15 protein-coding genes are annotated in these 25,063 nt (G+C 57.3%); 11 read left to right on the forward strand and 4 right to left on the reverse strand.

The genetic code is table 11. The features are described from left to right. Positions 1-1,022: 1,022 nt before the first annotated feature. The 9 genes from IVB22_RS28990 (at position 1,023) to IVB22_RS29030 (ending at position 14,770) form a co-directional block, all read left to right on the forward strand. Positions 1,023-2,495, forward strand: a complete 1,473-nt coding sequence (locus IVB22_RS28990) for an acetyl/propionyl/methylcrotonyl-CoA carboxylase subunit alpha (RefSeq protein ID WP_247520592.1) — start codon at positions 1,023-1,025, stop codon at positions 2,493-2,495. A 1-nt stretch (position 2,496) separates the two neighbouring features. Beyond that, entirely contained in the window at positions 2,497-3,000 is a 504-nt protein-coding gene (locus tag IVB22_RS41715; RefSeq protein WP_065745456.1) for a biotin/lipoyl-containing protein, read from the forward strand. 1 nt (position 3,001) lies between these two features. After that, positions 3,002-4,609: an acyl-CoA carboxylase subunit beta gene (locus tag IVB22_RS29000; protein WP_374207723.1), complete on the forward strand. Its 1,608-nt coding sequence runs from the start codon at positions 3,002-3,004 to the stop codon at positions 4,607-4,609. 1,194 nt (positions 4,610-5,803) lie between these two features. Continuing rightward, the gene (locus tag IVB22_RS29005; RefSeq protein ID WP_247520594.1) at positions 5,804-5,980 is read left to right on the forward strand and encodes a hypothetical protein; all 177 of its coding nucleotides are present in this window, start codon (positions 5,804-5,806) and stop codon (positions 5,978-5,980) included. A gap of 1,610 nt (positions 5,981-7,590) precedes the next feature. Continuing rightward, positions 7,591-8,604, forward strand: a complete 1,014-nt coding sequence (gene trpD, locus IVB22_RS29010) for an anthranilate phosphoribosyltransferase (RefSeq protein WP_247520595.1) — start codon at positions 7,591-7,593, stop codon at positions 8,602-8,604. A gap of 16 nt (positions 8,605-8,620) precedes the next feature. Then, complete coding sequence (trpC, locus tag IVB22_RS29015) at positions 8,621-9,439, forward strand: indole-3-glycerol phosphate synthase TrpC (RefSeq protein ID WP_247520596.1); 819 nt, start codon at positions 8,621-8,623, stop codon at positions 9,437-9,439. Positions 9,440-9,874: 435 nt separating this feature from the next. Beyond that, positions 9,875-10,399 (forward strand): flavin reductase family protein, encoded by a 525-nt coding sequence (locus IVB22_RS29020; RefSeq protein ID WP_247520597.1) that lies wholly within the window; start codon positions 9,875-9,877, stop codon positions 10,397-10,399. 1,350 nt (positions 10,400-11,749) lie between these two features. Then, positions 11,750-13,282 carry a class I adenylate-forming enzyme family protein gene (locus IVB22_RS29025; protein WP_247520632.1) on the forward strand — a complete coding sequence of 511 codons (1,533 nt, stop codon included), beginning with the start codon at positions 11,750-11,752 and terminating at the stop codon, positions 13,280-13,282. A 189-nt stretch (positions 13,283-13,471) separates the two neighbouring features. Beyond that, positions 13,472-14,770 carry a hypothetical protein gene (locus IVB22_RS29030; RefSeq protein WP_247520598.1) on the forward strand — a complete coding sequence of 433 codons (1,299 nt, stop codon included), beginning with the start codon at positions 13,472-13,474 and terminating at the stop codon, positions 14,768-14,770. Between the two features lie 974 nt (positions 14,771-15,744). Here the strand turns inward: IVB22_RS29030 and IVB22_RS29035 are convergent. Together IVB22_RS29035 and IVB22_RS29040 are read right to left on the reverse strand one after the other, a co-directional pair. Further along, positions 15,745-16,422, reverse strand: a complete 678-nt coding sequence (locus IVB22_RS29035; RefSeq protein WP_247520599.1) for a 2OG-Fe(II) oxygenase — start codon at positions 16,420-16,422, stop codon at positions 15,745-15,747. Between the two features lie 37 nt (positions 16,423-16,459). Further along, entirely contained in the window at positions 16,460-17,143 is a 684-nt protein-coding gene (locus IVB22_RS29040; RefSeq protein WP_247520600.1) for a GFA family protein, read from the reverse strand. Positions 17,144-18,178: 1,035 nt separating this feature from the next. On the opposite strand from IVB22_RS29040, the gene IVB22_RS29045 reads away from it, so the two are divergent. Continuing rightward, positions 18,179-18,928 (forward strand): hypothetical protein, encoded by a 750-nt coding sequence (locus IVB22_RS29045; protein ID WP_247520601.1) that lies wholly within the window; start codon positions 18,179-18,181, stop codon positions 18,926-18,928. Between the two features lie 61 nt (positions 18,929-18,989). Then, the gene (locus IVB22_RS29050; RefSeq protein WP_247520602.1) at positions 18,990-19,658 is read left to right on the forward strand and encodes a hypothetical protein; all 669 of its coding nucleotides are present in this window, start codon (positions 18,990-18,992) and stop codon (positions 19,656-19,658) included. A 1,171-nt stretch (positions 19,659-20,829) separates the two neighbouring features. On the opposite strand, the gene IVB22_RS29055 is transcribed toward IVB22_RS29050, so the two are convergent. Beyond that, the gene (locus IVB22_RS29055; RefSeq protein ID WP_247520603.1) at positions 20,830-21,003 is read right to left on the reverse strand and encodes a hypothetical protein; all 174 of its coding nucleotides are present in this window, start codon (positions 21,001-21,003) and stop codon (positions 20,830-20,832) included. A 245-nt stretch (positions 21,004-21,248) separates the two neighbouring features. Continuing rightward, positions 21,249-21,422, reverse strand: coding sequence for a hypothetical protein (locus IVB22_RS29060; RefSeq protein ID WP_247520604.1), 174 nt, complete (start codon positions 21,420-21,422; stop codon positions 21,249-21,251). Positions 21,423-25,063 lie beyond the last annotated feature (3,641 nt).

A 25,063-nucleotide genomic window follows, 5' to 3' on the forward strand; every position in this document is an offset into this window, starting at 1 on the left:
TCGTGAGCTCACGTCGCAAAATCACGATGCTCGAGCACTTACCCGAAAGCGAACTGGTCTATCGGCCGCATCGCAAACTGGCCACGTTGCACCCGGAACAGGATGCGAATTTGGCCCGATCTGCGCAGCATGTGGGTGATAGCCCCGGCTGTTACAGACCGCTCCTGGTTCTCTCTCCTCAACCAGATGCAGCTTCGGGAGCATGTTGGAGGTCGCTCAATCCACAATTGCCCCCGAGGTATATCTTACCGCTATCGTAACTTCTTTCGTCTAGCCGGGTCGCAATCGTTGTTTCGCTCGGCGTTGGCGGCTCTGGCTCATCGGCCGTTTAGCCGCCTCGATGCGCTCGGAAGTTACGGTATCTACGAATAGGCGACCGAAGCACCGCTGCGATGGGTGTGCAGATACGCGAGTGCGCTTCCGCGGCCGTCAATGCTTTGAATGGTTCCGACCTGTTTCGCGGTAGACAGGTCATGCTGCGCTTCGCGCAGAAAGAACAATACCGCAGGATTTATCGACTTGAAGAGGATATCGTGAATCAAAAGCAGCGAACGTATCGGTCTTGGTTTTTCAAAGTACACCGCTGTGCAGCGACACTTGCTGTTGCTGCTGTGACGACAATGGGTCTATGCGCCGAACAGGCGGGTGCGCGAGATCGGCTGGCGACGCCGGAGGAACGAGAGGCTTGCACACCGGACGTGCTTCGCCTTTGTAGCAGCCACATACCTGATGCAGGAGCCATCACTGCCTGTCTCAGAGCCAAGTTCGTAAACCTGAGTGACCAATGTCGCTACGTGATATCGTTTCGAGACTCTGCCAAGGGAAAGGAAGGCTCGAAATGAGCCAGCGCCGATAGCCCGGCGGCTTCGATTGCCCACGTTCGAGAATAGCCCCTGGGGCTGAATCCAGGAGGGTAACGCCGAATGGGGACAGATGAAAGGGCGCGGGCAATTGAGGCTGCACCAACCGCTTGCGAATGACGGAATTCTCGGCGCTGGGCACTTGCTTGGACGAACAGGCGAATGCGTAAATTACCTTTCCAAACCATTCTGATCGCCAACAGAGGCGAGATTGCCGTACGAATCATCAAGACCTTGCGAGGGCTGGGGCTTCGCTCTGCAGTTGTCTACCACGATGCGGATGCGGGGACGCCGGCTGTCGCCATGGCTGACACGGCGATTGCAATCAGCGGTCGCACGCCGATTGCCGCCTATCTCGATATCCCGCAAATCATTGCTGCTGCCCACAAGGCGAGCGCCGACGCTCTTCATCCGGGCTATGGATTTCTCTCCGAGAATGCTGAGTTCGCCAGGGCCGTCACAAAGGCGGGCATTGCTTTCATCGGGCCAACTCCGGAAAGCATCGAGCTGATGGGCGACAAAATCAGGGCCCGCAACTTCGTTCAGCGGAACGGTTTTGCGGTTGCACCTTCGATCGAAGAAGATGATCCAGCGACATTCACATTCAGGGCGCGAACTGTTGGCGTTCCTTTGCTGGTGAAACCATCGGCTGGAGGTGGCGGCAAGGGCATGCGGATCGTGCGCGACCTCGCTAACTTGGAGGATGCGATTGCGCAGGCGCGCAGTGAGGCGCAGAGATACTTCGGCGATGGCCGGCTTTACGTCGAACGATACGTCGAAAACCCGCGGCACATCGAAGTTCAGGTGCTCGGCGACTCCTTCGGAAACGTGGTCCATCTCTTCGAGCGAGAGTGCTCGGTGCAGCGCCGGTTCCAGAAGGTCATCGAGGAGGCGCCGTCCCCCGCACTGTCGCCGGAGTTGCGCAGGCGGGTCTGCGAAGCTGCCGCGGGCATCGCGCGTGCCGCCAAGTACCAGAACGCAGGCACTGTCGAATTCATCTACGGCGGCGGAGAGTTCTATTTTCTTGAGATGAATACGCGTCTGCAAGTTGAGCATAGTGTGACCGAGATGATCACCGGCATCGATCTTGTTGCTCAACAGATCTATGTCGCCGCGGGCCGCGAACTTGGATTTTCGCAGTCCGATATTGTCTCGAAAGGACACGCGATCGAGGCTAGACTGTATGCGGAAGCCCCGGAACGCGGATATGTTCCGACGACTGGCAAGGTACTTGTTCTTGAGTATCCGGACGGCGACGGCATACGGATCGACAGTGGCGTCGTGCAAGGCCAGCAGATCACGACAGCGTTCGATCCCATGCTCGCAAAGATCATCGTGCATTCGCCGACGCGCAATGAGGCTGCGCTGAAGGCCCATCGCGCAATCGGTGAACTGGTGCTTCTCGGCTGCGAGACAAACGCACACTTTCTCACACGTATCCTCCGCGACGAGGCTTTTCTGAGCGGACACGTCCATACGGGATATCTTGAGGAAAATCCGCACATCGCATCGGGCGAAGCTGCGTCCGACTTATCGGCCTTCCTCGCCACAGCCGCCCTCCTGACGAGACCTGTCCGCGAATCGGCAGATGCCGTGCCCGAGCTTCACGCCGCGCTGGGCAGCTGGAGAAACTGACGTGAAACACTCTTTTGAAGTTGATGGCGTAGATTATCAGCTATCGCTTTCACGCTGCCAACAGGGCTATCGCCTTCGCTTGTGTAATAAAGTGATTGCCCCAGTCGCGCTCTCCCAGCAAGCCGAGGGTTGCGGCGTCCTTACCATCGCTGGCGAAAGCGAACCGGTCAGGTTCGCCATCGACGGCGAGGTCATTCACGTGCATATCCGCGGCAGGACGCGCATTTTGCACTACCGCGACCCGTTGAGAACGCTCGCTTGCGCGAATAATGAGGCGGATCATCTTCTGACCCGCGCGCCAATGCCGGGCCTCGTCGTGACAACCAGCGTTTCGCCTGGTCAATCCGTTTCCGCAGGCACGGCGCTCATGAAAATCGAGAGCATGAAGTTGGAAACCATCATACGCTCTTCACGGGACGGCGTGATTGACCGAATCCACTTCAACGAAGGCGAGAGCTTCGAGCGAGGCGCAGTGCTGGTTACGCTCTCCGATGAAGGGCGTTGAGATGCAGCGGATCGCTTCTGCAGCGGATGTCAAATCCCACGACTTTTGCCTCAACGAACTCCACAACAAACGACTTGCGGCCGAATTAAAGGAACGGCAACGTGCCGCCCGCTTCAACCGTCCCGAACGGGACCTTGAGCGCCTGCGTCGGCAAAACAAGCTGTTTGTGCGTGATCGGATTGAGGCTTTGCTCGATCCAGAAACTCCGTTCCTCGAGCTTTCGACGCTAGCCGCTAACAAGGCTTACGACGGCGAGGTGCCTGGAGCAGCGCAGGTTGTCGGCATCGGCATCGTATCGGGTCGCGAAGTCATTGTTCACGCGGATGACGCGAGCGTGAAGGGCGGCGCATGGTACCCGCTATCTGTCAAGAAGATCGTGCGCGCTTTGGATATAGCGATCGAGAACCGTCTGCCCGTGGTTCATCTGTGCGACTGTGCTGGTGGATTCCTGCCTTTGCAGGCGGAGTTCTTCGCGGATCGGTATTACGCGGGTCGAATCTTCCGCAACCAATCCATTCTCTCAAAGATGGGAGTGCCGCAAGTCGCCATCGCAATGGGTCATTGCACCGCGGGAGGGGCGTACGTACCCGCACTTAGCGACTACAACATCATCGTGGAGGGAACGGGCGCGATTTTTCTAGGGGGCCCCCCAGTCGTGAAAGCGGCCACGGGCGAAACGGTATCCGTCGAAGAGCTTGGCGGCGCTCATATGCATACCAGCGTGTCTGGAACGAGTGACTATTTCGCACACTCCGAGATGCACGCGATTGCCATCGCGCGGGACATTGTCGCTCGTTTCAATCGTGTTACGAAAGCCTCGATCAATAGGGTCGCTCCTGAGCCGCCCGCTTACGATGCGTCTGAGTTGTACGGCATTCTTCCCAGGGATCCTCGAGTGCAGTTCGACATGCGGGAGATTATCGCCCGTCTGGTCGACGGCAGCCGATTTCACGAATACCAGCCTCGCTATGGCGAGTCTTTGGTGTGCGGCTTCGCCCGCCTCTATGGATATCAGATCGGGCTTATTGCAAACAACGGCGCGCTGCTCAGCGATAGCGCGCTGAAGGGCGCTCACTTCATCCAATTGTGCGACAAGAATCGAACGCCCCTGCTGTTTCTGCAGAATATCACGGGTTTCATGGTCGGCCGCGAATACGAACGGCGTGGCATCACCAAGGATGGCGCCAAGCTGATCATGGCCGTCTCTGGAGCGTCGGTGCCTAAATTCACGGTTATTTGCAACCGCTCCCACGGAGCGGGGACATTCGCTATGGCGGGACGAGCTTTCGATCCACGCTTTATGTTCTCCTGGCCGCAGTCTCAGATTTCAGCGATGGGTGCAGAGCAAGCGGCAGGCGTGCTTACCCATGTCAAGGCAAGACAATTGGCCCGGGCGGGTGGACGTTTATCGGAACAAGATTTGGCGGCCATTCGAGAGCCTATTGTCGAAGAGTATCGGGAACGATCGAGCGCCTACTATGCAACTTCCGAAATCTGGGACGACGGCATTCTCGATCCCGTCGACACCAGAAACGCGCTCGCAATCGTCCTGAGCGCTTCGCTCAATACTCCCATCGAGCGGCCACGTTACGGCGTCTTCAGACTGTAGCGATCGGATCAGGCGCAAAGCGAGAAGGCGCTGATCATGCCGATCCTTCGATTTGACGGCTTCCAAATCGGCGGCTGGGTCTACCTCCACACTCACGGAAAGGAAGATAAGTGGAAACGCATCACCTTCGCCGCGGCCTTCAGCCGATGAGAGCCGGATCTGAACTCAATGTGCTCCAGTATCGATACTTTCGAAGCAGCTAAAGGAGACCGGGTTCGAACCCGCTCCGGTGGCGACCACTGAGGCGCTGATGCATCAGCGAAGTTTAACGCAACACGCGCGACCGGTTTCAAAAACGTTCTGTGCCAGCACCAGGTCATCACACGAATGGGATTCATCAGCTTCCGACGCCGATATGTCCTTGAGCGAACGCGATTTGCTGTCTCAAGCACGCAGCTTGCGCTTATCGCCTTTGGGGCCCGACTAGCTTTTCGCCTCTCAAAGGATCAAATCCCGCGACCCAAGCGCCCGAAGCGACGTTCTCGTCGCCCCGAACGGACCGAAGAGCACACCTAGTGGACAAGCCCAACAAACAATCAACATTTGAAGAACACTTCGATCAAGGGCAGGCGGTAAAAGACGGGAAATGGCATCACGGCCTGAACCGCGAAGATACTCAGCGCCCCTCGCAAGGTCCAAGTTCGCACATTTGTCAGAGAGGCTGCCCTCGATTCAGTCCCGATTGCGCTTCGCGCTCTGATATTGATCAACTGTGGAGCTGGGCTTGCAGTCTTGTCATCTCTCGAAGGCGTAGAAACCAGAGCCACAATCGATCTGAGCCTTATCGGCGCCCTCTCTTCAGCAGCGATGTACTTCGCGTTGGGGGCTGCGCTCGCTTTCCTTGCAATGTTCGCCGGCGCCGCTGCTGAAATGGCGGTTTCGAGGCTCAGGACTTGTGAGCCACAACGGATCCAAGAGGCGCGCCGCTTGCGCGCTGCGAACGCCGCGCACATTTGCCACGTCTGTTCGTTTATTTCCGCGCTGGCCTCGCTAGCTTTATTCACTTATGGCCGAGGCGAGCTCCACACTGCCGATGCTTCTGCAGAGGTAAGCTGCCCAAGCGCCTTTGGACTTGACTAGAACCGAGCTCGCGAGCTGAGAACTGGCAGGAGCCCCTCGCCCATGCAGTGCCCGAAATGCAACTCCGATGATTGGTGCGAAATCGCGTCACATGATCCCTGGAGCGGCCGACCGATGATTGCCTGCAATGTCTGCGGCGAATATACTGTGCACAAGCCGGCCGAGCACGAGGAGGCGTACGCGGTCATTGCCGGCGCCCTCACTGGCGAGCGCCAACACGATGCGCCGGCTGATGCGGGCAAGATCCTGGATGCCCTGGAGAATGCTGGTCTAATGATCGCGCGCACCTGAAAACGAATAAAAGACCGACCCGTCCATGAACCACACCGTTCTAAGCCCGCAGACCAGACGTCCCGCGGGCCGATAAAAGGGGACTATCGAGGCGGTGCGTGATCGTAATGCGAGGCTTCACGCCGCTATCACCGATCTGAAGCGGCAGGTCGAGCGAGTGGCATCGAGCCAGCACGATCAGCATTTTAGCCGACTATTTCCGTACCCCACCCTCTTGCGCCCTCACCACCTCGAGGAGACCACATTCATGAATGCTGCGTAATGGCTCGCGGCTCTGAGCCGCATGTATTGCACAGTGGAAGATACGCTCGCTCGGGGATTGGTGCGCGATCCGGTGGAGCTGCTGGGTAGTTGCGCCGAGATCTATGCAAGGTCGAGGGGCCCGGTCACGTCATTGTGCGTGTCGTTCTTGGGGCAATAACAGTCGCCGTTGTCGACACAACTTGGCTAGGTCACGGCGGGTTTCCTTTTGGATTCGTTCCTCTCATTCTTTGCGCCCCATCGTGATCTTAAGCTTCTTGGGTTCAATAATTACAGCGTCGACCGTCACGTGGTGGCGATGTCGCGCGGCGCAAGGAGCGGAAGCACGATTCAGGAGGCTCAGCCGCTTTGAAGTTGTCAGCCTCGACGATCCAGAAGCTAAACGACTTCCAGACACTGCCTAGCGACTGTTACGAGTTCTCGACTTCGCGCCTGCCTGTGCGGAATCCGGGCCTTTGTCGTGAACAGCCGGTAAGCGATCGCCATTGTCCGCGGATGCTCCGGATGGACGATTGCGCCCTCGAGCCCATCTGACACGACAACGCTAGGTGTCGTGACGATCTCGATGAAAAAGATCCTAGGATAACCATGTAACCTACGGGCCGTACGGCTGTTGTCGGCGATAGTCGTCCAGCCATGTTCGTCAGCCCAAGCCAGGATGAGTTCTGAAGGCTTGATCTGGCGTCCATCCCGATCGATTCGATAACCAGCATGAATGTGGGAAGTATCATGACTTGCGCGAGGACCCCTGCACTGGTGGCCGCCGCGCGCGGCCCGCTCCTCGGCCGCCAAGATTTCTCAGTCGTCCTGGTCTGCCCGGAAACACGCGCAGAACGTGTTTCCATTCAGCTAAACTGCCCTGGGAGGGCGGTTTCTCAGAGGGCGGCGGGCTGCACTTGGTCGCTTGTGTCCCCGTCACTCTGGAACGCGCGAGATTGCATATTGGGCGGCACAAACGTTTCAGCCAAGCCATTAAAAGGGATTGAACCTGACGTTGCGTCAGGTTGTAGGAATCAATTATGACCAAACCTACGCCACGCAAGCCATGGCTACCGGCTGACGCGCCCGCCGGGTCGCCGAACGCATGAATGCCAATTTGCAACTGACGCCTGTTCGAATCGACCTTCCGCTGATGAAGCCGGAAGGCTGGCAGATCATGCCGCCTGTCGATTTCGCATCCGACGAGGGCAAAGAGCTGAAAGAAGGCCCTCAACACATGTTGTGCGACAAACAGCGCGCGGCCTTTGTCACTAAGCTGGAACATGGAGGTCGGCACATCGATCAAAGAGGCTACCTTCGCCCTGGCAAAACGCTGGCAATAGCTACAACCAAGCACGTTCGAAAGCACGATGGACGCCCTCAAATCGATTATTGGCAAGCTCGCCAGTGGCGCCACGTTGACCTGCGAGGAGACGGCATCAGCTTTTCACAGCATGATGTCGGGCGAAGCCACACCCTCGCAGATGGGCGGACTTCTGATGGCGCTGCGGGTGCGCGGCGAGACGGTGGACGAAATTACCGGCGCCGCTTCCGCGATGCGGAGTAAGATGCTGCGAGTCAATGCGCCGCACGATTCCGTCGACATTGTCGGCACTGGCGGCGACGCTTTGGGCTCGGTCAACGTGTCGACCTGCGCCGCTTTCATCGTCGCTGGTGCTGGCGTACGGGTGGCCAAACATGGCAACGGCGCACTGTCCTCGCGCTCGGGCGCTGCTGACGTGTTGGCGTCGCTCGGTGTGAGGATCGACATCACCCCTGAAGACATCGCTCGCTGCGTGCGCGAAGCCGGCATCGGCTTCATGTTTGCGCCGGTCCATCATCCCGTTATGAAGCACGTCCGCCCGACCCGGCTTGAGCTTGCGACCCGCACCATCTTCAATCTGCTCGGACCGCTGTGCAATCCGGCGGGCGTCAAGCGACAGATAGTTGGGGTGTTTTCGCGGCAGTGGGTGCTGCCTTTGGCGCAAGTGTTGAAGACTCTTGGCGCTGAGTCGGTGTGGGTGGTGCACGGCTTGGACGGACTTGATGAGCTCACCTTGACCGGCCCGACCTTTGTTGCCTCGCTTGAGACCGGCGAGATCCGCACCTTCGAAGTGACCCCCGAAGAGGCCGGTCTCCCCCGCTGTGCCAGCGAGGGACTGAAGGGCGGCGATGCCGATGCCAATGCAGTGGCGCTGCAAAGCGTGCTCGACGGCACCCCAAGCCCGTATCGCGATATCGCGCTTCTCAATGCGGCCGCGGCATTGATCGTGGCCGGCCGTGCCAAAACCTTGAAGGAAGGCGTCGCTCTTGGGCAGAAATCGCTTGGTAGCGGTGCCGCGGCGGCGCGGTTGAAACACCTAATCGCAGTATCCAACGCTTAACAGCCGAGCCTAACCGATGTCCGATATCTTGACGAAGATCAAAACCTACAAGCGCGAAGAGATCGCAGCCGCCAAGCGCGCCTTGCCACTTTCAGAGGTCGAAGCGCTGGCGCGGCAGGCCTCGCCCCCGCGGGGTTTTCTCGCCGCCATCTGCAACAAGCACGCAGCAGATGAATATGCGCTGATCGCCGAGATCAAAAAGGCCTCTCCCTCCAAAGGCCTTATCCGGAGCGACTTCGATCCGCCCTCGCTAGCCAGGGCCTATGAAGGGGGCGGCGCGGCCTGTCTGTCGGTGCTGACGGACACGCACCTCTTTCAGGGGGACCCTGATTTCATGGTCGCGGCGCGCGCGGCAACATATCTTCCGGTGCTGCGCAAGGACTTCTTGTTCGACACCTATCAGGTGGCAGAAGCGCGCGCTCAGGGGGCCGACTGCATCCTGATCATCATGGCGGCGCTCGAAGACGAAGCCGCTCGTGAGATAGAGGCTGCGGCCATGGCCCATGGTATGGATGTGCTGATCGAGATCAACGACGTCGACGAGATCGATCGGGCGCTAAAACTTCGCTCGCCGATGATCGGCATCAACAACCGCAACCTGCGCACCTTCGAGACCTCTCTTACGATCAGCGAAGCGCTGGCGCCGCTCGTACCGAAGAATCGCGTGATCGTCGGCGAAAGCGGTATCCGCTCGCAGGGCGATGTTCTGCGTCTTTCGCGGCTTGGCATTTCGACCTTCCTGGTCGGAGAAAGTCTGATGCGGCAGGCTGATGTGAGGGCGGCGACCCGCGCGCTGCTCTCGCGCGAGGCGGCGGTTTCAACCGGAGCGCAGTGATGCGCGCAAAACCTCCCAGCCAAGCTCCCTTCGCTCCGAATACTGCTCGGCGTCGCCGCTGTTCGACGACGGCTATTCAGCATTCAGAAGGTTCGCGGAACTCAATCACGTCAGCCCGGAGCCGTGGTCTCCCTTGTTTTGAGAGGGCCGATAAGTGCAGCCGGTGATGGAGAGGCGAAATGCACCTTTTGAACGAAATAGCGGTGCCCTAGCCCGGGGATTTTAACGGCAGAATCATGGAAAGTTTTCAAAAATCGGGTCGGAGATTCGTCAGATGAGTGCGGTCTATGCTGTGTTCAGCTGCATCGCCAGATCAGTCAGATTATCGGTGCCACCAAACGCGAACAGCGCGGAGGCAACTTCAACGGTCGCGAACCTACGCAATCTCCGCATGCCTCAAAGGTTCGAAGTCAAACGCCACTCTGGAGCTAGCCTATGAGCTGCCAATCGCCTCCCGGGATAAGCGATATTCGGTCAATCGAGGCGATCGAGTTTCGCCAAGCCATGCGAAATCTGGCGAGCGGCGTGTCCATTGTAGCGACCGGAACGGCCCACGGACGGCGCGGCTTAACTGTCAGCTCTATTACCTCGATCTGCATGGAGCCTCCCTGCCTGCTGGTCGGCATTAATGCCAGTTCCGAAACTCACGACGCGATACTGGCCAACGGCACTTTTGGCGTGAGTCTTCTCGGCGGCAATCAGCAGGACCTCGCACTGCGTTTCGCCGGCCGGCATGGCGCAAACGGTGTCCATCGTTTCGATACAACGCCATGGGATCAGGGCGTCCTTGACGTACCAGTACTGCAAAGCGCAGTTTGTGTGCTCGAATGCGTCTTGCATCACCACCAAATCATCGGCACTCATGGGATCTTTATCGGCCGGGTTGTCGCGACGCGAGCAGCTCAAGGCAATCCACTCATCAGCTTCCGTGGCGAGCTTCGAACGCTACTGTACGGCTGAGTGCGTGTTTTCACCGCAATTCGCTATTCGTAACGAAACTCTACGGCTAGGCTTATGTTGAAAGCCGCAATGAAGGAGCCGAGTTTATGATCTTAGAATACTCGCCCGAGAGAGGGGTGCAACTGGCGGAGCCCTTCGATTTTTGCGGGTTTAAGCTCGTCTTGAAGGGCCCGCATGCCGCCAAGCCTTCAGACTTGAAAGGGATCACGCTCGTTGACCACGACAACGCGCTGGTGCCTATTGATTTATGCCTATCCTGCCTGGCTGCCCCAAGGACAACGAAACCTGGGAAGCAGCCTATGCCAAGATGGTCGCAAGCGCGCGCGAGCGCGGCTGGATTGACGCTAAAGCAAATGCGATTCGCGCACACATCGAAAGAAGGTTCTGATCAGAAAAATCCGAGGCAGCTCGCATCCTGAGTTAGTGCCCTGCATGCGAGTGACACTCGTCCCTAATCTGTCTCGATAGCGACTCCTTTGGCAGCTCGGCTTCTTGCCCAGAAGCGGACAGCATGATGGCGGCAAGAAGATCAGCCCTGAATGGAAACCCGCCAGGCATCAGCTGCGCCGCTCACCAAGACGGCGTCCTTAAGGCCTTGGCGCTGGCACGCTAGCCCGGCTCGGGCCAGATGAACATATGCACACGACGGCCGCCCAAAAGGACTTGAATCGCACGTGGCGTCAAATTGTAAGATCTCAAAACAGGTGGCGCCGGCTTCCGGCCGCGCCGCGCTCAATCCGAGAAGCGTGGTTTTGTTCTGTCCGCACAGACCCCTGGGAGCTGGTATGGCGACAAGATCGCGCAAATGCATAAAAGTCGACTGGGTTGCAGAAGCTCCCAAGGAGCTGTGGCGGCAAGCTTCGCTCGCCAGGATCGGCGCGACATAGAAGAGATTTCCGAGTATCTCGGAGCGGGAATGTGAAAAGACCTGACGGCTCCAGGAAGGTCTTGCTAGTCAACCACACTGAAGGCCAATGCCGGGCCATTGTCGGCCTCAAAGATGGAGATGCCGGAGCCGCCTATATGTGTGGCGAGCCTGTACTGAGAAGATCGCGCACGAAACTCTCGTCATGGTGCGCTTATCACCATTGTCGGATGCACGCAGCCCCTGTCGGGCAAAACTGAAGTACGTGAGCAAGAGCCTACACTTTGAGTCTCCGGATTACATCCACCCTATCTGAGGCCCCATGGCTTCGTCACAAGCTGCACTCTTGCAGATACCTGACGGGAGACGCCTCATCTAAGACAATAAAGCCGTAATTGATACCTTTCGAGCGACGTTGAGGAGCTCTCATTGGCCGCTTCGGCAGGGAAAGTACTGCGCAAGCCAGGGAAAACGGAAGACTAATGATTGATCTCTGCACGCTGATTGAGCGCAACGCGGCGTTCTCTCCCGACAAGCCCGCGATCCGTTTCCAGGGCGAGACCTTGAGCTACGCGCTCTTCAATCAACGGATCGAGCAGGTCGCGCGCGCCCTAAAAAGCCAGCTCGGTGTGGAGAGAGGCGATCGCGTCGCGATCCTCAGCCTTAACCGGCCTGAACATCTGGTGCTGCTCTATGCGTGCGCGCGGCTCGGCGCAATGCTCGTGCCACTGAACTGGAGGCTTGCGCTCGCCGAGCAGCTCTTCATCCTTTCCGACGCCGCCCCCAGGGTGCTGGTGGTCGAACAAGCCTTCGAGGCACTCCTGCCGGTGCTGGCGGAGCAACTGCCGGATATCTTTGTCGTCGGCTTGGATTTTGTGCCCCTCGGCGGAAGTAAATGGGATGGCCTGCTGAACCGAGGGCGCGGCGATGGTCGCAATCCGCACACGGACCTGTCCTGCCCGCTTCTGATCGTCTATACCTCGGGCACCACAGGGCGGCCGAAAGGGGCTGTGCTGCGCCAAGAGGCGTTGCTGTGGAATGGGGTTATGAGTCAGCACATGCATGGCCTCACCTCGGCTGATCATGTCTTGACAGTGTTGCCGCTGTTCCACGTGGGTGGCCTCAATATCCAGACGACGCCAGCGTTGCATCACGGCGCGACGGTAACGATCCACACGCGGTTTACGCCAGAGGCGACGCTTGCTGCGTTCGAGCGCGAACGGCCAACTCTGACCGTGCTGGTGCCTGCCACGATTCAAGCCCTGACCGAGCATCCCCAGTGGTCGACCACCGACCTGACCTCACTCAGAGCAATTTCCACCGGCTCAACCATGGTGCCGCAGCACCTGATCGAACGCTTTGTCACACGCAGCGTACCAGTGCTGCAGGTGTATGGATCGACGGAGACCTGCCCAATTGCTGTCTATACGAGGCTCGGCGGTGATCTCTCACGTGAGGGTACGGCTGGCCTGCCCGGCCTTCTCTGCGAAGCGGCAATCATCAATGATGGGCGCAACAAACTGCCGCCAGGCACCCTGGGCGAGATCGCCGTGCGCGGGCCTAATGTCTTCTGCGAATATTGGGGCAATCAAGAAGCAACGCGCGAGGCGCTGCATAACGGCTGGTATCACACTGGCGACATCGGCCGCCGCGATGCCGATGGGTATTTTTGGGTCCATGATCGTAAGAAGAATCTGATCATTTCCGGCGGGGAAAACATTTATCCGGCGGAAGTCGAGCGTGTGCTTGTGGAGCATCCCGATGTTGCAGAATGCGCTGTCGTGGGTCGGCCCGATTCGCGTTGGGATGAAGTACCAGTCGCCTATGTGATCAGGCGGTCGGGCGCGCGGATTGAAGCGGAAGCACTGAACGCGCATATGCAGTCGCAGCTCGCCCGTTTCAAAGTGCCGCGCGAAATCATTTTCACGGAAGAATTGCCGCGAACGGGGTTGGGCAAGATCCAGCACTTTATGCTGAAAGCGCTCGATGCGCGAAGCCAGCAGGGAGGCACCAAATGAATATCGCGGATTGGGTCTGGCAATATTTCCCTTGCTTCCCGCAGGCGATCTTCCGTCTCAAGCTCACTGAGCCGTTTCGATCAACTGCTCTACATTAATACGCTGCCGCACGTTAATCGTAGTGCGGCTTGCGCTTCCGTCGCAATATGCCAAGTACCACGGAGCTCGTTGATGCCGCGGATCCTAATTATGAACGCCGGTACCGCCCAAATGTCGGGTGCCGATCTGACGGCAATCCAACTTTCGCTTGCAGCCAAGTCGGCCTGGCGCTCCGTATGGTTTGCGCAAGCGGGCGACCTAATTGTCTCTCCGGTAGCGATCCCAAATGACCTGCTTCACTACGTTGGCGCGACGCTAAGGTTCGACCCATCGACTGTCCTGGTGCTCGTGCCAGAAAACGCGGACGAGACCCGAGTCCTTTGTGACTTCACTCTGCAGTCCAATACAATTGTGGAACAAATCCGCCGCCACATTCGTGAGAAAACACATTGGGAACTATGTGCTTGCTATTCCACTGAAGGCGTTGCGCGCTTGGCGGCAATGCTCGGCATACAGCAGAACGGGGAGGACTTCGCTCTGCAGCGAGGCCCTGATCTATTGAATCGTAAAAGCCACTTCCGTCAATTGGCAACAAGCGTCACGCTTCCGTTGCCCAGTGGATGCATAGCAACAAGCTCAGAAGAATTGTTCAGAGCGGTCAACTCCCTAAAGCTTGAAACCGGCAGCGTCATTGTAAAGTTAGATAATGGAGCCGGCGGGGTTGGAAATGTCATATTAACTGGCAAGGAGAGCGCTCCACTACCTGGGGCAAGGGAGACGCGGCGGGTCCTTTGGCCGTCGTTTGATCCTGATGCACTTTGGTCTGAGATGACAACCCCCTCCTGTAAAACAGTCGTCGTAGAATCATACCACTTGGCCCGTTCTCTGTTCTACCTCGAGTTTGAAATCGAGGAAAATGGTTCAATCGCATACGTCAACAGTGGAAACATACGTCTGCATCGAAGCGAAGATCGGGCCGAAAGAGCTCTCGTCTGGACTGGTCTAGAGCTTCCGAGCGACCTGAGCAATGAGCAGTACTCGACCGCTTACGCGCACGCCTATCGATTTGTGGAGCTTGCGCGGACATTGGGTTACCGCGGAATGATCAACATAGATGCCATTTTCTCGATCGACGGGCGGCTGCTGTTTAATGAAGCGAACGGTCGGTGGGGCGGTGGCTCGGTACTGCACAGCATTGCTGACCGGTTGCTAGGAGCGGACTATTCCCATTCCTACGTGATTTCATCTGTGCGGAATGTCCGACTAAACTCCCTCCGAACGGCGCTTGATTGCTTTGTCGATGAAGGATTGCTATTTGATAGCATACACAAGGAAGGCGTTATTCCGCTTGCCGCCGACCAAGAGGCAGGCACGGTGGAGTGTCTCGTGATCGCGCGCGACAGGCTGGTGGGCCGGAATTTCGAGCATCGATTATTGAGGATAGTCTGATCTGGACCACTGCCCCATGTTCCACCCTTCAAGATGCTTTGTTCGGTCCATTTGTTCCAACTTGCACAACAGCCCTGTTCCCAACCATCTGCTGGAGCCCAAAGGCGCCTGATGAGATGGCAAAGCACTCTCTTCAGTGGCCGCTCGCGCCGCTGTCTTATTCTGCCATTCCAAACCCACCTTGTTCGGCGCACGAATTGTCACGCTTCTCATGAACATACCACAACCGTGCAAACGGTTTAGTTTCTGTACTCCCGACGCGCGGAGCACCAGACTTCCGGAGCGATGCAGATCGGCAGCCAACTTTGCGGTAATTGGCCCTGTTCTTCAGTTGATCAAAGTAGTTAGGCCGGCGCTGCGGCGTTTGTCGGTGCCATCTAGATTCCGCGCGCGAGTGCGACAGTATCGAGCAAGATCGTTTTCGTAAGCTTACGCTAAGTTACCAGACTACAACTAGTTCTGCTACGACATGGCATGAAGCGCGGCAGACCTGCCGACCTGACCGAAGGACGCGTCCGCGACGGCGGTGCTCGACGTGAGAGCTCTCCACGGGTTCGCGGCTCGCGATCTCTAACTGGGCACGATCAATTCGGCTCGTGTCCTTTCGCGCTTGTCGCCCAAACCCGAGACGCTCGTGCGTGATCGGTGACGCGAGCTCCGGCGACGTTGACGGCACGCGATCACTGGGCCAGAGCGCGAGCATGCGCGCGAGCGTTGTCATTGTTGCCCATCGTCATGCCCCGGGCTTCTCCGGCAGGAAGAGTTTGCTGGGCATACCGAACCAGCACAACCAACGAATGCGCGATAGCCCTGGGCGACAGGGCGATGGGTTGGCCAGAACAAAGTCCTTCCGTTATAGCGACGGGCGACGAAGACCACAAAGTATCTTTGTGCGCAGCTACGGGCGCATCCAGTTAGGGCATCCGGCCTGCATCAATAGACCTCATTCGCGACGCCATCACACGCCGTGCCATCTAGCTAGCCGACCGCACGCGAGCGGAATGGTCTTCGACTATCCGGCGGTTCGCACCGTCGTATTTTGAACAAAAGTAGACGAGTGACCGACGTTCCCCCGCGTGCACCTGCCTTACCTCATGCCAGAACCTACATGTTGTGATAAGCACTGTTCCTAAGTGTGGACGAAACACTTGGAGTTTACGGTCGGTTGAATACACGACGAACTCACCGCCCTCGAACTCTGTCGCGAGCTGGACAATTACAGAATACTCGAAGTCGGGGTCGCTCTCAGCATCCAAATGGATACTAACGAAGGACCGAGGCGGCATGCGATGCACTTGGCATCGACGAATCACGTACTCCGATGACGCTCCGAAGATCCTTCTAAGCGCAGAGACCCGCTCTTTTCTTTCCAGCAGTTCGATGATCTGCGCTGAAGCTGTACCATTCACGTTGCTAGGATTATGGCCGGCGTGATCTAGCCGCACTCGTTTCACAAAAACATTGTGACAATCGCCGGCATCGCCCTTCCGAACCTGTTCTTCTGGAATATCGGACTGCAGCTGATCGATCCTCGTCAACTCGTCTTTGGTGAACAGCGTATCGGGGGCAATCAGGACCGTACCTTTATCTGCCAGCTCTGCACGGTATTTCGCGATGGCATCTTCTGAAAGCAGACCAAGTTTATCACTCATTGTGCGCGCCTTTCGGATTCACTCAAATTCGACTCTTCTAATCCGCCTGCAACGAGCGGATCGCCAGATCCCAATTCTGGCCGTCGAAATCATCTATTCTTATGCTTTCGATCGTCGCTCCATCTAGGCATCGAACATTTACGCTGAATCCTGAAGGATTCGATCGCGGCCGATAGAATGGCTTGATGCCGCAAACCGGACAAAACGTATGCCGAGCGATGTTCTTATTGAACTTGTATGTAGTGAGGAGTTCTTCGCCGCATTCAATCCTGAGCTTGTCGTCGGCAACGAGCATGTGCAAAAATCCAGACATTTCGCAGATTGAGCAATTGCACTTCACTGCAGAAATCTCTGCTGGCGCTCGTACGTAGAACTTGACAGACCCACAGTGACAGCGGCCACTGTGTTCAACCTCCGGCCGACCATCTCCGTCAAGCGAATCAATTCCGACTAGATTGCGGCACCACTCTAAGCTGAGATCATACGCCCGGTCGAATTCATCCAACAAACGGCTATTGCAGTCGGCAGGGACCAGTTCGCTAATGAGCCTGCTTGTCATCTCTCCGTGATATTTCTCCGCAGGATCCTCGCCGCCAACATGGACCTGGAAATACTCAAGATCGTTAGATCGAGCATCAAAGGTTATGACTAAAGTGGTCCAAAGTGCCTGGATCATTTCCGCAGCATGTAGCTCAAAGGCAACCATGTAGGCGCAGCGCATTATGGGGTCTCTCGACGACAAGCCATGATATAGCGCACGCAAGTAACGGCTCGTTCTGGCGCTGTAGTTAGGCTGTATTTCTCGGCCAAGTAGGCGCCACGCATCTCGTTTAAAGAGCTTTGAGTGGAAGTTTTCTGTGTTCAGAGTGCTGGGTAGCGCAGCGTTGCCGCCTTGTAGAACCCGACTATGACCTCCCGTTTCATCCCAGCAGATAAAATTTGCGACCACACTGGTCAGCTCAACGTCCCTCGGGAGGTCTCGATTGCGATGTATTGCGTCGAATATGAGATCCCTTTGCGATCCCGCCTGCAGGTACGGGAACGCTTGTGACATCGCCAAGTATTCTGGCAGCAGACTGGCAACCCGATCTTTGGACATCTCCGCAGCGAACGGATGGAGACCAAGCAGAGCCCGGGCTCGGCTAGCCAAGTGCTCGCCAACTGGTATCTCTGAAGGTTGTTGCAGCTTAGAAGGAGAAGCTTGGGATAACGTCATTCGAACCCGGGCATGCAGAGAGAGAGATAGAGAATTCAATGGCTTGGCAACGAAGCAATACGCAAGCTTAGCGAAAACACCTAAGCCAGGGGACAAGTTTCAGCGCGCCCTTTCCTTGCCGCTCGAGCCTGATTTGCCATGAGCGATAGACGCTTGCGTCGCATAGCGTTGATCTTCGCTTTTCCACGCTACAACCTGACGCTACGTGAGATTCAAGCACTTAATTACATATCCATATCGATGATGTGCAGCTGATGGTGAAAGCAGTGATCATCACCGAGCGCCGTCGCCGCACTTCTCTTCCAAATTATTGCAAACCTGACGTGGAGCACCATCAGTAGTGACCGCTCAACATTCTTGTTCGCATGCATTTCGCGATACGTCGTGATGGAATGATATTAGAAAGCCCACCAATTGCTTTGGTAAGGTCTCAAAGATCCGCTTGTCCCTTCTTTCTGCCACGTTTGCCTCCAAAGAAGCGTTCAAGACTTGCTGATCGCGCGCTTCGCGATCGGGGTTAGCGCTTGTGAAGGGAATTCCATGGTAAAGCCGGTTGTGATTGTGGTGGGTGCGGATAAGGGCGGGGTCGGCAAGACGACCGTGTCGCGGACGCTCCTGGATTACTTCAGCGCCAACAACGTGCCGACCCGGGCATTCGACACCGAATCGCCGCGCGGCACTCTGAAGCGCTTCCATCCCGACATCACCGAAATCGTCGACATGACGACGACCTCCGACCAAATGAAGATCTTTGATACGCTGAGCTCAGGGGTATCCGTCACTGTGATCGACGTCCGCGCGGGCTTGCTGTCACCTGCGCTCGCATCACTGCGCGACATCGGCTTCTTGGATGACGCGCGGTCCGGCCAGAGCACCTTTGCCGTGTTCCATATTCTGGGATCCTCGATCGCCTCGCTGGACGAGATTGCCGAGACCTCGCGTTTCATGAGCGGAGCCAGATATTTCCTGGTGAAGAACTTCATCAACGACACCCAGTTCTTCCAGTGGGACCAGTCGACCTACAACTCCTATTTCCATCGCATCAAGCACGCTACCGACCTGACCATCCCCAAGCTCAACGAGATGGCCTATGAGCAGGTCGAGGTCGCTTCCGTCCCGTTCCTCAACTTCGTCGCCAACAAGGGCCGGCACGATGACGCCACCAACTACTCGTTCGTGCTGCGCGGCTATGTTCGGCACTGGCTCACCAATGTCTGGAGCGAATACGACCGTATCAAGCTGACGGACCTGGTCGGTGCCAAGTCGGTGACGCGCGGCGGCGAAAAATAGTCGCCTCGTTCCGTCGCATGCAGAGCTGGATTATGCACGAACTTCGCCCGATATAGCTGCGATGTCAGCAACGCCCGTCTACGTCATCTGCTCTCCTACCCCGCAGGTCGGCAAAACCATGATCGCGCGGCTGTTGAGCGAGTTCTTGCTCTTGAAGAACGGCAAGGTGCTCTCCTTCGATATAAATCTGAGGGAGCCCTCGCTGCTCGATTACCTGCCCAATATCACCGAGACCGCAGACGTGATCGATACCTACGGCAAGATGCGGCTGATGGACCCGCTGATCGTCAATGACGGGTTTGCCAAGGTGATCGATCTCGGCTTCCACGCCTTCGACGAGTTCTTCAAAATGTGCGAGGAGATCGGCTTCATGAAGGAGGCGCAGCGTCGCCGCGTTGCGCCGGTCATCCTATTCGTCGCCGACACCAACCGCGTGGCCGCGCGCAGCTATGAGATGCTGCGGCGGCACATTCCGCCACGGGCGCTAATCACCGTCCACAATGAATTCGTGCTGCGGAGCCAATTGCCAGAGGCGTTGGACCGCGGCCACGTGCTCCATTTCAGCGCGTTGCCAGTATTTCTGAAGATCTATATCAACAGACTGCGTTTTTCCTTCACCGGCTATCTGCGCCAAGAGAAGGATTCGTCCAGCGAGCTGCATCAGTGGATCCGGCGGAACTACACCATCTTCCGCGATCTCGAATTGAGTCTGATGGAGCGATCGTCTTGAGCCGGAGCTCAATGCAGCGGGCTCCCATCGCGCACGAGCTCATTGAAGTGCGATCGGATCGCTTGCATCCATGTCCGGTCTATGGTGCGGTTGGTTAACTGCCGGCCACGTTTCGGCGATGCGTGGCCTACTCAACCGTGCAACCTGTCGGCCGATGAGCTCCGCGCATCTGCTCACATACCAAAGCCCCATCTACCTGCTCGTCCGTTGCGGTTGCAACAGGACAGCAGCATTTTGGAAACTCACGCTCGTACACAGCGTCAGATTGTACGTTCTCAAACACAACGAGACAAACTGCCCATGTGCCCGGCCAGCGGCCGGCGACAAGGATCACAGAGTTTAGAAGAGGACTGTCATTAGCTCAGACGATACCAGTATGATCGCAGAATGACGGCCAACCCAGCACAGCTCCTATTCCACGTGCTCATCGGCTCCGTTTAACACTTTTGGGTCTCTGGCAAGGTTGTCGCTAGGCATCTTTTTCGCGTGGCGACGTCGCCATGCAGCGAGGCGACGACGGAGCGCCGGCGTACCGGACCTGTCCAAAGCCGCGTCTAAGTCGACGCTATTGCACAGACGTAGGGATGTGCGTTGCGAGGTTCGCCGATCCGGGCAAGCACAGGTTCTTTGCATTAGTGTATCCGACCTGTGTTTAGTGTGCTCGGGGCTATCATGGTTGCTAACAATGCGATCTGATTAGCGGTGGCCACCAGTGTACGCATGCGCTGGAAAGACCGGTTCCCCACGTCGTCTTCATCCTGTCCTCGACCTTGCAGGGCGATCCCCATGAATCGGCCCTTCGCTTGTTCGGAATGCAAATTGGGATTTGTGCCATGGCGCTGATTTCCAGTACGTCAGGACGAAACAGTCGAGGATGCCTCGGCGCGGATCTTCAGACGCCAGGAAACACAGGCCGTTAGTGTCGGAACGTTCGGAACGGCCAACTGCGCCGCGATATAGGTGCGGATCCCGCCCGCCGTGCTTTGAGAACGATTGCTTGAACAATGCCGGTCTTCGCCTTTTAGTCGAGCCGGCGGTACAGCTCTTGCCAACGAGAGACCGAGTCCGCCAAGCTTTTCCCGATCTTCAGAAGATGCCCTGCGAAATAGAACAAATTGTTTCCGCGGCCGCTCGGCATGATCCGACGGCGCGAATGTCGCGGATGGGTCCGTCACGATAGCGCCTCGATCCGCGCAAACAACATCGCGGCTTCGGATGGTCCAAGCCCAACGACGCCTACGAAGCTTGCTGGCGGCATCGGAATGTCCTGGTTGATCGGCTTCCAGAGATGGAGACAATACCGGCTGTTATTCACGTACTGCGACTGAGGCGGATGCAGTTGCATTACACATTCCTCTTCATCCCAAAACAGGTCTTTGACGAAACACATCTCTTCCCAGTTCGGACAACGCCGCGGCGTCGAGACGGACACATGCTCCCACCCTGGGCGGACAAATCCAATGATCTTGAGTTTACATCCGCAATGCCCTTGCACAAAGAAGTGACCGCAAGGACCTGAACCCGGCGCGCTGGCAAACTGGCCATGTCGTACGCGGCCAGCCTCAAGTTTTTCCCCAATTTGCGCTCTCACTAGCCCCTCCCCACCTGGCAGGTGCCTTTGAAATCGACGTGGACCACATTGTCCTTGGAATCCTCTATCGCCTCCAGCGAGAACTGCTGCGCAATATCTGAATTCGGTCCTTCCGTTTGCATTATCTTCTGGATCTTCAAAAACCCGTTGCGCAAACCATAGATGTAGATCATCTCACTTTCTCCTACCAACGCCCGTGAGCACACGCCGCCAGGCCCGTTTCCGATGTCAGTACACCCCCCGGTGCGCCGGACAGGGTTCCATCTCCTTCAGCCTCGTCTCAATGAAGGCGTCAGCTTCCGCACGTATATGCTCGATCTGGTCACAAAGAGGTTTGTCGAGCAGGGTTTTGCTTTCAGCATCGATTCTCCTTTTCGATGGCGCGCGGCAAGTTGCCATAGTGCACGGTGGGGGTCCGGAAAGGACCCGCCTAGCTCAAAAGCAGCGCGCGGCGAGCTCCTTTCGCCCGCACACTCGGTGGCTCAATTTGAGCGAGCCGCGTTGAACACCTCGATCATGGCGCAGTCCGGCCAGGCACCGCCCAGAGCACTGCCATGTGCTCATCGACGGCCACAAGTCATCGCGATCCAGCACCTCTGGTGCGAGATGCCCCGGATCGAACGAACTGTGCCGCGTCGGCGACCGGGGCGGGTAGATGATGATTCAGCTAACGCCTTTTCACATCGTCAAAGCTGGCTCGGGACGAGCTCTCCAATGTAATCGCAACGAGGATCTTTGCTCCGTACTCTGCGTCATGGCTGACGAAGTGCTTGGGCAGCTGGGCGAGTCATGGGGCCGGAGGCCGCGATTCTGCCGGTCTGATGCTGCATCTCGATCTAGTACTGCTCATTCTTAAGCCTTTCGCTGCTGGCCGAGCCTGAAACAGTGCCAATGCGTCATCTATGTGGCGAAACTTGATTTGCGTTGAGAGCCCGAATAGAGCTCGCACTTGGGCGCCGCTGCACCACGCGGCTGCGGGCATCAGGCCGTTCAACCCGGCGGAAGGGAGTTTCGGACGCGGAGGTGCCTTTCGAGTGCGCGGGTCGGTCGCAGGTTTGAATGTCATCCGTGAGGACGCTTGGTGAACACTGGACGGATCTATCCGCATCGCCTGAGCAAATTTTGCCGAGTGGCGGCTCTTCGCAGTTTTAGGTTAGTGCAAGTCGTGAGCGCCCTCAGAGATCGTTCGGAGGCGGACGAACCCGTTTAACATCAATGGATGGTCTAAGGCGTAGCCCGGAGCAGCGAGATTCGCAGGTGGCCCGTACCTCTCAGCGAGCACTCTCGACGTGTCGGCGAAGTCGCCCGCTTCAATGAAGCTGGGCACGATGCGCCCGGCACCCAAAGCAAAACACCGCAAGTCCGCCGCAGATGCTGGCCGTTTGGCGGCACGAGGTTCCGGCGGCATTTGCTCTTGTCGTACGAGCGCCATGTCCGGTTGACGACACGACGTGGGAAACCTGACTACAGCGGCTAAATCATTTCGCCGGTGCCGCGGCAAACACGTTGTTTTTCTCTCTTCGATGATTCTCACAGCACTTTCTCGTCCGGCACGCCGATTGCTGAGATGAAAACCGCTGCAGCTAGAGGCGGCGCACTGGTCAATGTCCCAGGAGTTTAGATTGAGATTTGGTCTACTGACCTTGATCGGCATTAAAGCCGATCCGTAACTGCACAACCGCCAGATATCGATGTGGCAGTCGTCACGAACTTCACCGAATCGACTGAGGTCGCCGCGACGATCAAGCTGACGACCCCGGTTATGAGACAAGCTTTGAGCTTCGGCGCGGAGCGGAGGGGGCAATACAGCCGCATCTCGCAGGCGCGCCATTCCAGAGCGATCAGGCTTAGCAGCCTAACGACCGTGTTTCCACCAGCGTCGGGACGCTATTCGCCTGATTTGATGGTCTTCAATACTGATCAATTAGCCAACTCAAGAATATGGTACGAACAACGCACTGGCGCAAACAAAGACTGCGCGTGATTGAAGGCGGCAGAGCCGGTATCGCATCGCGTCCTGATGCTTCGCAACCGGCAACATGGAATTTCTGGCCCCTTGTGGCGATCCTCCTTAACGCGCTGCTCTGGGCCGGCATCTACTGGGTGATCAGTGCGTTCTCATGAGCGAGACGGTTCCGGCCAGCAGTTCTGAACGTGCCGGATCTGCACGACGTTATTGAATCTGCCGCGCTCAAGAAGATGCCCGCGATAATTTGTGTGCCCCTCATCCGACACTTTTGTTGTTGCGCACCGCTGGTCTGGGCATTGGTCTCCATCGCACCGAACCGCAGCGTGCTGGTCGAACTGCCAGCGCCACCCAGGCGACATAGCTCTGCTGGCTCAGCATGCGGGTGTTCGAAAGCGCGAGCATCTTGATCTTAGCCGATGCGTATACCCGAATTCCCGACCGCAACGCACTTCCAGAATGTTTATACTGAGACTATTGACGTTGTCGAACGCGCGTTTTGAAGCGGATCGTTCACCCGGCGCTACCACTGCGCTAGCGCCGCCGGTCCGCTTGCCTATTGCATCGCGCCACTAGGCCGGCAGCTCGATCGACGGAGCAACGTAATCTGCACTTACAGCACGCCCGCCGAGCAACGCGACCATGAATCACGAATGAGAGCAGACTCGCGCTCTTAACAATGCCTTTAAGCAAGTGCGCGTCCTCGATCACTTTTCGCAATGGCGCACCCGGATTTCCAATGGGCTCCCGGAGCTTTCGTTTGCGTGAATTTCACTATGACACGTGGCGCGTTGAACAGTGACTTGAACCCTAGTGCGATTTGATCCATCCATCTGATATCTGCCAAACAGCAAGGAAATGCCCGACGCACCCGGGGGAACGGATGCGTCGGGCCCCAACCCGGGCTGGTTGGGACATGGGGGGATCCATGCCCAAGACTAATCATGCAAGTGATATGCCGCTAAGCTATCCATGTGCGTCCAGCCGGCGAGCCGCTGAGCGATATTGCAGCATTGAGAATTGTGCGCCCATTTCCACACGGCCAACGACAGACTGTCGGGAATCGAACAAACGTATCATCGAACGAGGAGCCAGATCCGTCTGTTTTCAACCCATCGCATCTCATGCGACTCGATGCCGGAGATCGCCAGTCATTTGGGCGCTCTCAAGAGCGCCGCATCGATTCCGCGGCGCGTTAGGGCGGCTACGATCTACTCGACGGATTGGATCGCGACAGGCGCTCGTCGTAACGCACGCAGACGTAAAACGCTTTCTGCTGGCAAAGCCTTGTGTACAACGATCGGCGCACACGATGTACTCCGCCACGCATTGCTCTTGCACTTATCAGGAATTCCGCCGACAGCAGGCGTTGGGGTCCCTACTGCAATCTGGATCGGAAATTTTCCCGTGTTGCTGATAGTGTTCGAACCCCAATACACAATTGTTACGCCGGGAGGTCTAACTCCGTCTGTAAAACGCTGATTGTTGCGTGCGCGACAAGTGTTCCAAATCCCACAATGCAAGTAGAAATCGCGCCGCTGCGCCGATCATCCAACAATCGGCTAAATACGACTAAGACCAGGTGATGCGCCTGAGCGTCCCTCCTCCTATGCTGAAAGCCATGAAAAAGCCCGACGCACGCTGCCGGGTACGAGGTGCGTCGGGCCAGTGGGTTATCGGCGCGGTACCAGACCGTGTCGCCCACAGACCACGTATTGCAAACCACGTGCCGCCCATCAAGCTACCGAGATGACTAGCCCGACCAGCCTTTCAACGGGGCGGGGCGTTCCTATTTGCAGGCGCGCGTGCGTACGGGTACTCTGCCCCGGCCTTATGCGCTATCCATCT

Source organism: Bradyrhizobium sp. 190, assembly GCF_023073415.1.
GTDB lineage: Bacteria > Pseudomonadota > Alphaproteobacteria > Rhizobiales > Xanthobacteraceae > Bradyrhizobium.